Below are 10,835 nucleotides of genomic sequence, written 5' to 3' on the forward strand. Positions count from 1 at the left end.
CAAAATAAGATGTACTGGACTATTTATATTACCTCGCTAGATTTGTCTTGGAGGCTATCGTTATGTGGAAGGAAATAAAAATTGAGAGCTGGCATGAGTTTAATGATGTTATCTCTCATTTACATTATAATGAATGGATTTTTCGAGGTCAGAGAAATTCTGATTGGGATTTGCAATCTTCATTGTTTCGAGAAGTTCAAAAGATTTACAACCAACCGACTAATGCAGATTGTGTCACGATCGAAAACAAGATGGTGAACGAATTTTATTCGTCTGCGCACTTATATTCTTCTTTAGAATTTCAAGTGCCTAGTAAAGAAAGCGAGAAAGACTGGGTTAATTTCAGGCTGGAGCCTTTGTCTGTTATGCAGGATTATGGTACGCCCACTCGATTACTGGACTGGACACGGTCACCTTACATAGCAGCCTTTTTTGCTTTAGACGGGGCTGAGGATAACTTCAGTATTTATGCATTAAATGTTAGGGAACTTGAAAAATACGATAACGACCGTTATGGTGACGACTTCTATCAATATAAACAAGCCATATTTGATCCAGAAACGATCTCAGAACTATTCATTTTTCGTTATGATCCATACCAAAAAAATGAACGGCTCAGAATTCAACAAGGTGTGTTTCTCGTACCGAGTGTTATTAATAAGACAATGGATGAGATCCTTAAAGTATATAACATTAATGATAATAAGCTGAATGGGAAGGATGTAACGTACAAACTCATCTTTAACAAGGAAAACCTTCAAGATTATTGGTATAAGCTCGCCCAAATGAACATTACCCACGAAACAATTTACCCGGGACTTGAAGGCTTTTGTCGCTCACTCAAGCTCCATATCCTCCTATAAAAGAACAGGTGCCAGGTACCTTTAACACAATCAAGTGTTAAAGGTACCTGACACCTCCATTTATAACCCCCCTCCACTCATGCTACCGGCTTACAAAAGGGTTTTCTTTTAAGTAAAACCGCCACGGATAATGTTTTGCTTCACCACTATTATCTATTCCTATCCTTGGACCAACTGCAATTTCCTCCATTACTAATGATTTACCTTCAGCTATCCACAATGGGGGCTTAAAAAACGGACGACCATAATCTTCTTTATCAATCCCAAGTGCTTTCGTTAATTTTCCGGGACCACTCGTTAAGTCTCGGTCTTTTTTGGCCTTTCTTCGTCGCTCGTACATTAAGTCAATACCTACATACGGTTCTATGGCTCGAATTAGAACGGCCTCAGGGTGACCAACGTCACCACTCACAACATTTACCAGACAATGAGTATGCATTACATATGTATATACATAGCCGGGTGGTCCGAACATGACTTCCGTTCGTGTCGTTCGTCGATTGTTATAGCTGTGTGCAGCTCGATCATCGGGTCCAATATATGCTTCAGTTTCAACAATCCATCCAGCTGCGACACCTTGATGTGTTTCTTTTACTAGTAATTTTCCAAGCAATGCTTTCGATAACTCAAGAGTACTTTGTTGAAAAAATGAAGCTTCTACAGGTTCATGCATGTTGACCTCACCCCGATACCATTCAAAACTTAGTCCTCCATATTCTTTACTTTCATAGCCCTCCAATTCGTTAGATGATGAACGGCTATTCCTTGATAGGAGGGTTCACCTCTAAAGTGCATATTAACAATCTCTCTTGCTCGTTCATTCGGTCCGTTCCCTTTTGATAAAAAATTGTATGAACTTCTGGTAATGGGACAGTCTCAACAGCAATAAAAACACTTTTGTTTAATTGGTTTGCCCACTCTATCTCCTTACTCACAATATCTATAATCCCACCTTCATCTTCAGCTAATGTACGATATGCCATTACTGTAATTTCATCAACTTCTTTAATAACCCACTCGGCTAAAATGCCCTGTCCAAAATGATTAACGCATTCAATTTCAGCGAACCAAAATGGAATATCTATCCCTATAGTGTGACCTAGAACTTCTTTTTTCACTAAACATATACATCACAATTTGGCAATTTTTCACTTCATTTATTCTTTCTCAAGGTAAGTCTGCAAAATTAGACGATAATAGACAATCCTAGTCAAAGGGAACTTCCAATAATTATAGAAATAAAAAAGGACCTAAGAAAATGACAGAAGGGAAGACATAAAGATGAGAACAGAACGAAGAAGCAAATGGAAAACACATTGGAAAAAGTACAAACACCTCTATAAAGGAAATCGAATGGAAAGACGAAATAAATGGCGAATCAAATGGGAAGATAAATATAAAGGCGTTAGTTAAATTAAAATATCCCTGCTTTACTATATCGCCTGCTAAAGTAAGGGATTATGACTTTCTGACCATAATAACATATAACAAAACAATAGTATCCTCTTTTTTATAATCCTTTATGAACCTAGTTTACTGTTGGATTCTGTCTTTTTGCTTCAGCTTCATTTTCCTCTGCACGTTTCCAAACAATTACTAATAGAACGCCTAAAACTCCGATGGTTCCTCCAAAATAAAAGCCCGCCGAAAGGTCAAACATAGAATTTAACATTCCTGCTACAAAAGGTCCCACAAACATCCCCGCGGCATATACCGCTTGATAAAATCCCATCGCAGTTGCTCGTTTCTCATCCTCGACGGATTCGATCGACATTCCGAGAAGCAACGGAAGTACAACCCCTAACGCGAAACCATTAATAGCTTGAGTGATAAGTAATAAACTAAAAGAAGAAACAAGTGGAATTAACCCTGTCATCAAAGCACTTGCGATAAAACCAACAAATAGTGTTCCCCAATGACCTAGCCGAGGTCTTAACCACTTGCCAACAACAATTGCTGCAAAAGCATGTGGAACGACAAAAACAATAACTAAGTAGCTTAATCCTACAGTTGAAGCACCTAGCTGCAACGCGTAATTCGGAGAAAACCCAAAGATTGTAATAAAGATGATGCTGTAGGCTAAAACGGACAGCAGTGTTACTTTAATTAACTGAGGCTCTTTAACAATCATAACTAGCTCTTTTACATTGATGGGTTTTCTATTAACGCCCTCCTTTTCTTCTTTCAGCCAGATGCATAAAAATAATCCAATAACTCCTGCGATACCACCAATCCAAAATGGTACCATCCAACCAAATCTTTCAACAACAACGCCACTGAAAATCATACTCACCAACTGACCGAGTACCATTGTGATACTAATCCAACCCATCGCCTTCGTAATTTCTTTTTTTGAAAAATAACTCGCATATAAAACAGTAAACGCCACCCATGTTGAAGCACTTACTCCAGCCAGAGCTCTAAATAGCAGCGTCCACCCTAATTGGTCCGTCAGTATAAAACCAAAACAGCTTAAACTCCCAATGGCAATTCCGAGAATAATAAAAGGTCGCCGACGTTTTATGACATCAGAATAAATTCCAAGCGGCAGACGAATAAGCATTTGTAGCAAACCATAACTTCCTACTACAACACCAATGAACATATAGGTAGCTCCTAAAAAGTCTAAGTAGGCTGTTAATATAGGAACATAACTATAAATAGTAAACCAATACATGACCGTTACAAGAATAAAAATAAGATGATCTACTTTCGTGACATTTGACTGCTTTTCCTCACTCACTCCATTCACCTCATATTTATCTAGTAGAACACTATTTTAGTAGATTTTATGATTACCCCTTACCTCTCTACCCTATGCTCCTTTTAATGAAAGTATTAAAAGCTTTTCCATTGAAATGGTAACAGTAAGTTACTTCTTTACTATGTTAGATCGATTTATTAAAATTACACGGACTAATATACAAATGGTACTGACATTTATTGTCGAAACACTAAAAAAAAAACGGGTTTTACATATATAATAGAGGCACGAAATAACTAGGGCCGGTGCGCCTTTTTGTGCGTTTGAATGAATGAGCGTTCATAAATTATTCTTATATATTTGAGGTGGGGAAAAATTGACTGTAATGAATAGCCCCGTAAAGTTGGATAGTCCAAAACCTATCAATGATTTCTTTATTGTCGGTATTGGTGCATCAGCAGGCGGGCTTGAAGCAATTGAGGAATTTTTTAAAGAAATTAGTTCAACTAGCGGCATGGCATTTATTTTAATTCAACACTTATCAGATCAATACAAAAGTTTTATGCCTGAATTACTTTCTAGACATACTCACATGGAAATCATTAGAGCTGATAACGGGATGGAACTCAAACCAAACTGCATTTATTTAAATCCTCCACGGACCGAAGTTACGGTTAAAGACGGCAAACTGTTCGTAACACCTAGTAATCCAAAACAAAACTTATTTTTTCCAATTGATGCCCTCTTCTCATCTCTGGCAACAATGAAGAAAGAAAAAGCTATTAGCGTTATATTATCTGGAAAAGGAACGGACGGATCAAAAGGGATATAAGCGATCCATGAATCAGGCGGTATTATTCTTACGCAAAAGAAAGAGACAGCAAAATTTCCGGACATGCCTCGAAGTGCTGAAGAAACCGGTATTGTAAACTATATTTTATCACCTATTGAAATGGCGAAAATCATTTCTAAATATAGTACCTACAAAAAAATTGAATTAGAAGAAGATGAACTAACTAAAATTTATAAGCTTGTTAAAGATAAATGCAATATCGATTTTTCGCTTTATAAACAAAACAGTGTACTGCGTCGGATCGAAAGACGAGTCAACCTATTTCATTCAACGTGTCTAACATTAAAAGACTACCGCAAGTATTTAGAAAACAATCCAAACGAAATTATACAACTACAACATGATATGTTAATTGGTGTGACTCACTTCTTCCGTGATCCAGACGCTTTCCATTTAATAAAGAAAGAAGTTTTACCCCAAATCTTTCAACAAAAGCGAAAAGATCAAGAAAAAGACATTCGCATTTGGATCGCTGGCTGTTCAACTGGGGAAGAAGCATATTCCGTGGCTATTATGTTTAAAGAATATATGGATGATATTCAAGAAGACTTTAACATTAGAATTTTTGCAACCGACTTAGACAATAACTCTATCAAGACAGCGATGCAAGGTGTTTATCCAGACAGTATTGTCTCTTCCCTTTCAAACAAGCGATTATCGAAATACCTATTACAGAGGGTTTCCATTTTTTTGCACTATACACTACATATTCTAGAGGTAAATTCGCACCTAAAAACTGCGTATCCCATCCCTTTTCCTTAAAGAAAGAGGAAACCATCTTTAAGCCTAGTACGTGCTCCTCCCCTTCTATACAGAAGAACAGCGCGCGTTTACTTGGTTCCATCCCTTTCTTCTCCAATATATAACGGGTTAATATAATATCCGCTGTTCCCGTAGCTAAATGCTCATCAGCAACAGTTATCTCATTGTTTTTCCACAAATCACCTATATAGTACATCGCATTTCGCAAAGCTTGATCATAAATATAACAACTGTTCATACCTATTTGGTCAAGATTATGGATTATTTTCCAAGATGAATGGATATCCCCCTTTAATAGTTGGAGAGCTAATTTTTTCGCCTCTTCTGGGTACATTTTTTTACCTCCTCAAATATTATTAGTATACTATAAAGAGCTTTTTAAAATATACTCTTTTGCTATAATTGTGAAGAGATCTATAGAAAGGAGAGATGGATATGTATATCGTACATTCAATTGTTGTCGTTCCAGACAATAAGATACAAGAAGTTATTTCACTATATCAAAAACGTTCCCGTTCCGTAGATCGTGAAGAAGGTTTTAAGTCGTTTAAATTATTACAAAATGAAGTTAGAAAAGGAGAATTAACGGTACAAATGGAATGGGAATCCGAAGAACATTATTTCAAATGGATTAGAAGTGATAATTTTAAACAAATTCATGAACTGGAGAAGAAATATCCAGATTATGAATTAGCTTCAATAAAACCAATCGTACAACGCTTTAAGGTGGTTGCGACATGATCGATCTAGCGGTTAAAGAGAAGATTGTTGACGAAATTGTTAAAAAGTTTTATACAAAATATCCAAGCTTAGTAGAGCAATTTGGTGAAAATGGGAAGAAAAGAACGAGAGAAGATAATAATTACCACCTTCAGTATTTAGATACAGCATGGAAGTTACAGAATAAAAAAGTATTTATAGACTACTCTTTATGGTTGAATGAGGTTTTAACTTCTAGAAACGTAAGGACAACTCTTATCATCGAAAATTTCCAATGGCTTAAAGAGGAAATCAGCGGCTTACTTGATGAAGAAGTTGAATGCTTCTATACAGAAGCATTAAATGAAGCGATTGAAACATTGGAAGCCAAAGCTACAGAATAAATAACTCTACCGCTGTTTATTGTTAGAAGTTTTACAATAGGCAGCATTATTTTTTATATTTAGCTCCTCGCTAGTAAGAAATAAAGAGAGCTGTATTAATCGAAATCTAATAAATCTACAGAAAAATAAACAAACCAAATATTAATTTACCTCCCTGCAATATTACTAGACTTAGTAACTACCCCTATTTTGAATAAATATATCTTCAAACTGCAAAAAACAACCTTACTTTTTCCACAATAAGTAAATAGATGCTTCTAAAATACGACATAATCATTTCTTATGTAACAATTATATTACATTCTAGCAAAATTCATTGTTATTAGACATGAAACATATTAAAATTTGAGAGACTAGTAAAAGATAAACTTTCCAACATTGGGAAAGATAGATATAAAAGGAGAGTAATAGAATGAAAAGGAAGTTAACACATGTAGTTATTGCTACAGCTTTAGCTGCAACCCTTATTAGTGCGGCACCTGCAACATCCTATGCTAATCCTATCACGAACTATACAGCACAGATAGAAGATTTAGAAGATAAGATACTTACATATGACAATAAGATTATTGAAGCCATTGTAAAAATTGAAGAACTGACAAAAGATATCGAAGGCGCTCAACAAAAAATTTCAAACAATCAACAACAGATTGAAGAAGCCCAAGTTAAGTTTGATAGTCTGAAAGAAATTTATTTTGACAGACTGCGTGCCATCCAACAAAATGGACAAAGTCCTATGCTTACTTATATTGATGTCATCTTATCCTCAAATGGGTTTGGAGACCTTATAGAGCGCGTTACACTGATCTCTCAAGTAATAGAACAAGATCAAAAATTACTAGAAAACCTTGAAAAAGCTGAGCGTGAACTTAACGCTCTACAAGAAAACCTTGAAAAAGAACAAGAGCAATTAGAAAAAAATAAGCAAACGGTAATAGAAGAACAAGCATCACTCGAAGAAAACAAAAGATCCGTTATGCATCAGTTAGAAGAAGTTAAGGAATTAAAACGCCAAGAAGAAATTCGTATAGCTGAAGAGGCAGCTAGGAGAGCAGAAGAAGAAGCACGTCTAGCAGCGGAACAAGCTGAACAAGCGCGACAAGCACAAGAAGCTCAACAAGCTAATCAAACAGAACAAGTCAGTCAAACAAACCAATCGATTTCAAGTCAACCGACTGTAACAAATACAAATACAGCACAAGCACCTGTTCCTACAAATACAGCGACTAACAACAACACGACTAGCAACAACACGACTAGCAGCCCTGCTCAACCTGTAAGCTCTGGAAACTCAGACAAAGCTACGGCGTTAATTAATTATAGTAAACAATTTTTAGGAACACCTTATGTTTGGGGAGGAACAACACCAAGTGGATTTGATTGCTCAGGTTTCACTTCTTATGTGTTCCGTTCCGTTGGTGTAAATTTACCGAGAACTTCTAGGCAACAAGCGACAGTTGGAGTGGCAGTATCACCACACCAAGTCCAGCCTGGAGACTTAATCTTTAGAGGAAACCCAATCCATCATGTTGGTATTTATATTGGAAATGGACAATACATACACTCCCCACAAACTGGAGATGTAGTTAAAATTTCATCCTATAATCCTTCAAGACATACTCAAGCACGTAGGGTATTAAATTAATCGATTTTTAATTCTCAAACCATTAAAAAGGGTGGCTCAATACTTGAGCTACCCTTTTACTATACTCTATAGATTTGAAACCTTATTGCTGTTGGTTTTGCTGTTGTTGAGCTTGTTGAATTTGCTGGGCAGCCTGCTGTAACTGCTGTTGCGCTTGCATATAATTTTGCTGTTGTGCTGGTTGCGCCCCGCTTTGTGCTTGCAGGATTTGCTGTTGAGCTTGTTGTAACTGTTGCTGCGCTTGTTGAAGCGCCTGAGGATTAGCCTGTTGAGTTGCTTGTTGAACTGCTTGTTGAGCTTGTTGAATAGCTTGCTGTGCTTGCTGAGCAGCTTGGTTTTGCTGATTTTGTTGCATGGATAACTCTCCTTTTTAAAAAAATTAAATTACTTGATTATTGTACCTTTGCAGATTACTTTACATACTATGTTTTTTCTTACCTTCCACCTAGTTTCACAAAAATCATTTTTCGAAAAAAATAAAAAGCCGAATTAAAGAGGATTGTTAAATTGGGCGGGTTAGCTTTATAAGAATATTAATTTAATGTCCTGTTACTCATCGACTATAAGCGTAAAATAATATAAAACCAGATCTTTTTAGATTTCATAATGGTAATTAAAATGGTATTACTATAGCCACTTCCCTATTGTTTATGAATCAAAAAAAGACCGACATACGTCGATCTCCTGTATTACTTTTAAATTATGTAATGGTGCGGGTGAAGGGACTCGAACCCCCACGTCAAAGACACTAGATCCTAAGTCTAGCGCGTCTGCCAATTCCGCCACACCCGCAATATTAAAATGGTGAGCCATGAAGGACTCGAACCTTCGACCCTCTGATTAAAAGTCAGATGCTCTACCAACTGAGCTAATGGCTCATGATGTAAAATCATGTGTAGTTTATCATGTTCCTTCCTCTACTTGTAATCCTTTGTAGCAGGCTGTGTCGGAACAACTCGTAGTAAATTCACGCTGTCTTGCTCGTAACTGAGCTAATGGCTCATGATGTAAAATCATGTGAAAGTGGTGCCGGCGAGAGGACTTGAACCCCCAACCTACTGATTACAAGTCAGTTGCTCTACCAATTGAGCTACACCGGCTAAAATGGTGGAGGATGACGGGCTCGAACCGCCGACCCCCTGCTTGTAAGGCAGGTGCTCTCCCAGCTGAGCTAATCCTCCATTCAGGCTTTGATAAGCTATGAATTTCTTCGTCAGTTTCGCCCTTCCGGTACTCACGTATTTAGATACGATCTGTTCCTCAGGACTTCACTTCCCAGATCTTCTTGTTTCTAAAATTTTTTTTAATTTGGTGACCCGTACGGGATTCGAACCCGTGTTACCGCCGTGAAAGGGCGGTGTCTTAACCGCTTGACCAACGGGCCAACACTTGGCTCCACAGGCAGGACTCGAACCTGCGACCGATCGGTTAACAGCCGATTGCTCTACCAACTGAGCTACTGTGGATTAATATATGGTGGGCCTAAGTGGACTCGAACCACCGACCTCACGCTTATCAGGCGTGCGCTCTAACCAGCTGAGCTATAGGCCCATAAATTAAAATGGAGCGGGTGATGGGAATCGAACCCACGACATCAGCTTGGAAGGCTGAGGTTTTACCATTAAACTACACCCGCAAGTTATTCTATAAAAACGTTCATCTAGTTAAGTATACAAAGGGTTTACAAGTATACTTTCAAAAAAGAAATGGCGCGCCCTGAGAGATTCGAACTCCCGACCTTTTGATTCGTAGTCAAACACTCTATCCAGCTGAGCTAAGGGCGCAATATGGTGCCGAGGGCCGGACTTGAACCGGCACGGTAGTCACCTACCGCAGGATTTTAAGTCCTGTGTGTCTGCCAATTCCACCACCCCGGCAATGCAGACGATTTAAAAAGATTTGTATTGGAGGCGGCACCCGGATTTGAACCGGGGATAAGGGTTTTGCAGACCCGTGCCTTACCACTTGGCTATGCCGCCAAAACTATTAGTTTTACTAGAATTAACAAGTACCATAACAGCAGTAATAAATTCAGTATCTAATGGCGGAGGAAGAGGGATTCGAACCCCCGCGCGGTTTAACCCGCCTGTCGGTTTTCAAGACCGATCCCTTCAGCCGGACTTGGGTATTCCTCCGTACTGGATAGCTAATTCAATCTTTTGTATGGTGGACCCTGTAGGACTCGAACCTACGACCAATCGGTTATGAGCCGACCGCTCTGACCAACTGAGCTAAGGGTCCTATAATGGTAGCGGCGGAGGGAGTCGAACCCACGACCTCACGGGTATGAACCGTACGCTCTAGCCAGCTGAGCTACACCGCCATTATAAAAAGCTATTAAATATATATGGTGGAGCCTAGCGGGATCGAACCGCTGACCTCCTGCGTGCAAGGCAGGCGCTCTCCCAGCTGAGCTAAGGCCCCATTAAATTATAAGTAATATAAGCCTAGCGACGTCCTACTCTCACAGGGGGAAGCCCCCAACTACCATCGGCGCTGAAGAGCTTAACTTCCGTGTTCGGCATGGGAACGGGTGTGACCTCTTCGCTATCGCCACTAGACTATATTGAACATCAGATGACCCTTTGGTTATCTTAGTTCACATTGAGAGTGGTTCTCTCAAAACTGGATAATGGCTAGATGAATTCAACGCTTTATTATTGTCTAGCTTCAATGCCTAGATTTTTGTGTCGTTTCACTTCTTCAGTTGAAGTTACCACTTCGCCTTCTGAAGCTCCAACGCACTGCAAATCTGACCAAGGCATTTCCGCCTTTCATATTTGGATAAGTCCTCGACCGATTAGTATCTCTCAGCTCCACGTGTCGCCACGCTTCCACCCGAGACCTATCAACCTCATCATCTCTAAGGGGTCTTACTTACTTAACGTAATGGGAAATCTCATCT

The 10,835-nt window shown here is 38.7% G+C and carries 9 protein-coding genes, 15 tRNA genes, 2 rRNA genes and 1 pseudogene; 5 read left to right on the top strand and 22 right to left on the bottom strand.

Features of this window, described 5'->3' with window-relative positions; all coding sequences use genetic code 11:
• Window positions 1-62 precede the first annotated feature (62 nt).
• Window positions 63-863 carry an FRG domain-containing protein gene (locus N7Z68_RS21580; RefSeq protein WP_275120538.1) on the top strand — a complete coding sequence of 267 codons (801 nt, stop codon included), beginning with the start codon at window positions 63-65 and terminating at the stop codon, window positions 861-863.
• 82 nt (window positions 864-945) lie between these two features.
• Here the strand turns inward: N7Z68_RS21580 and N7Z68_RS21585 are convergent, their stop codons facing one another.
• The 3 genes from N7Z68_RS21585 to N7Z68_RS21595 all read right to left on the bottom strand — a co-directional run bounded on the left by N7Z68_RS21585 (window position 946) and on the right by N7Z68_RS21595 (window position 3,606).
• Window positions 946-1,536 (bottom strand): DNA-3-methyladenine glycosylase, encoded by a 591-nt coding sequence (locus N7Z68_RS21585; RefSeq protein WP_275120539.1) that lies wholly within the window; start codon window positions 1,534-1,536, stop codon window positions 946-948.
• 85 nt (window positions 1,537-1,621) lie between these two features.
• Window positions 1,622-1,981 carry a hypothetical protein gene (locus N7Z68_RS21590; RefSeq protein ID WP_275120540.1) on the bottom strand — a complete coding sequence of 120 codons (360 nt, stop codon included), beginning with the start codon at window positions 1,979-1,981 and terminating at the stop codon, window positions 1,622-1,624.
• 410 nt (window positions 1,982-2,391) lie between these two features.
• Window positions 2,392-3,606, bottom strand: a complete 1,215-nt coding sequence (locus N7Z68_RS21595; protein ID WP_275120541.1) for an MFS transporter — start codon at window positions 3,604-3,606, stop codon at window positions 2,392-2,394.
• A gap of 346 nt (window positions 3,607-3,952) precedes the next feature.
• Between N7Z68_RS21595 and N7Z68_RS21600 the strand changes: the two are divergent.
• Window positions 3,953-5,089: pseudogene (locus N7Z68_RS21600) on the top strand (chemotaxis protein CheB); the annotation flags it as partial.
• On the opposite strand, the gene N7Z68_RS24415 reads toward N7Z68_RS21600, so the two are convergent.
• Window positions 5,013-5,516: a cobalamin B12-binding domain-containing protein gene (locus N7Z68_RS24415; RefSeq protein ID WP_373323212.1), complete on the bottom strand. Its 504-nt coding sequence runs from the start codon at window positions 5,514-5,516 to the stop codon at window positions 5,013-5,015. The pseudogene N7Z68_RS21600 and the gene N7Z68_RS24415 sit on opposite strands and share 77 nt — an antisense overlap.
• A 101-nt stretch (window positions 5,517-5,617) precedes the next feature.
• On the opposite strand from N7Z68_RS24415, the gene N7Z68_RS21610 reads away from it, so the two are divergent.
• From N7Z68_RS21610 to N7Z68_RS21620, 3 genes are all read left to right on the top strand, one after another.
• Entirely contained in the window at window positions 5,618-5,923 is a 306-nt protein-coding gene (locus N7Z68_RS21610; protein WP_275120542.1) for an antibiotic biosynthesis monooxygenase family protein, read from the top strand.
• Window positions 5,920-6,285, top strand: coding sequence for a bilin-binding protein (locus N7Z68_RS21615; protein ID WP_275120543.1), 366 nt, complete (start codon window positions 5,920-5,922; stop codon window positions 6,283-6,285). The genes N7Z68_RS21610 and N7Z68_RS21615 overlap by 4 nt, the downstream gene beginning before the upstream one ends.
• A 412-nt stretch (window positions 6,286-6,697) precedes the next feature.
• A complete protein-coding gene (locus N7Z68_RS21620; protein WP_275120544.1) occupies window positions 6,698-7,930 on the top strand; it encodes a C40 family peptidase in 1,233 nt (410 codons plus the stop codon).
• A gap of 82 nt (window positions 7,931-8,012) precedes the next feature.
• Here the strand turns inward: N7Z68_RS21620 and N7Z68_RS21625 are convergent, their stop codons facing one another.
• The 18 genes from N7Z68_RS21625 to N7Z68_RS21710 all read right to left on the bottom strand — a co-directional run.
• Window positions 8,013-8,285, bottom strand: coding sequence for a hypothetical protein (locus N7Z68_RS21625; protein WP_275120545.1), 273 nt, complete (start codon window positions 8,283-8,285; stop codon window positions 8,013-8,015).
• 353 nt (window positions 8,286-8,638) lie between these two features.
• Window positions 8,639-8,722 (bottom strand) — tRNA-Leu (locus N7Z68_RS21630).
• Between the two features lie 10 nt (window positions 8,723-8,732).
• Window positions 8,733-8,808, bottom strand: a tRNA-Lys gene (locus N7Z68_RS21635).
• Window positions 8,809-8,954: 146 nt separating this feature from the next.
• Window positions 8,955-9,030 (bottom strand) — tRNA-Thr (locus tag N7Z68_RS21640).
• 5 nt (window positions 9,031-9,035) lie between these two features.
• Window positions 9,036-9,111: transfer RNA gene (locus N7Z68_RS21645), tRNA-Val, on the bottom strand.
• 128 nt (window positions 9,112-9,239) lie between these two features.
• Window positions 9,240-9,314, bottom strand: a tRNA-Glu gene (locus N7Z68_RS21650).
• Between the two features lie 6 nt (window positions 9,315-9,320).
• Window positions 9,321-9,396, bottom strand: a tRNA-Asn gene (locus N7Z68_RS21655).
• Window positions 9,397-9,404: 8 nt separating this feature from the next.
• Window positions 9,405-9,481: transfer RNA gene (locus N7Z68_RS21660), tRNA-Ile, on the bottom strand.
• A gap of 11 nt (window positions 9,482-9,492) precedes the next feature.
• Window positions 9,493-9,566 (bottom strand) — tRNA-Gly (locus N7Z68_RS21665).
• Between the two features lie 71 nt (window positions 9,567-9,637).
• Window positions 9,638-9,714 (bottom strand) — tRNA-Arg (locus N7Z68_RS21670).
• Between the two features lie 4 nt (window positions 9,715-9,718).
• Window positions 9,719-9,807, bottom strand: a tRNA-Leu gene (locus tag N7Z68_RS21675).
• A 28-nt stretch (window positions 9,808-9,835) separates the two neighbouring features.
• Window positions 9,836-9,909, bottom strand: a tRNA-Cys gene (locus N7Z68_RS21680).
• 63 nt (window positions 9,910-9,972) lie between these two features.
• Window positions 9,973-10,065: transfer RNA gene (locus tag N7Z68_RS21685), tRNA-Ser, on the bottom strand.
• Window positions 10,066-10,094: 29 nt separating this feature from the next.
• Window positions 10,095-10,171: transfer RNA gene (locus N7Z68_RS21690), tRNA-Ile, on the bottom strand.
• Window positions 10,172-10,176: 5 nt separating this feature from the next.
• Window positions 10,177-10,253 (bottom strand) — tRNA-Met (locus tag N7Z68_RS21695).
• 25 nt (window positions 10,254-10,278) lie between these two features.
• Window positions 10,279-10,354: transfer RNA gene (locus tag N7Z68_RS21700), tRNA-Ala, on the bottom strand.
• Between the two features lie 21 nt (window positions 10,355-10,375).
• Window positions 10,376-10,491 (bottom strand): 5S ribosomal RNA (gene rrf / locus N7Z68_RS21705).
• 219 nt (window positions 10,492-10,710) lie between these two features.
• Window positions 10,711-10,835 (bottom strand): 23S ribosomal RNA (locus tag N7Z68_RS21710); the annotation flags it as partial.

Origin of the sequence: Alkalihalobacterium chitinilyticum, from assembly GCF_029028005.1 — a bacterium.
Classification (GTDB): Bacteria; Bacillota; Bacilli; order Bacillales; family Bacillaceae_F; genus Alkalihalobacterium; species Alkalihalobacterium chitinilyticum.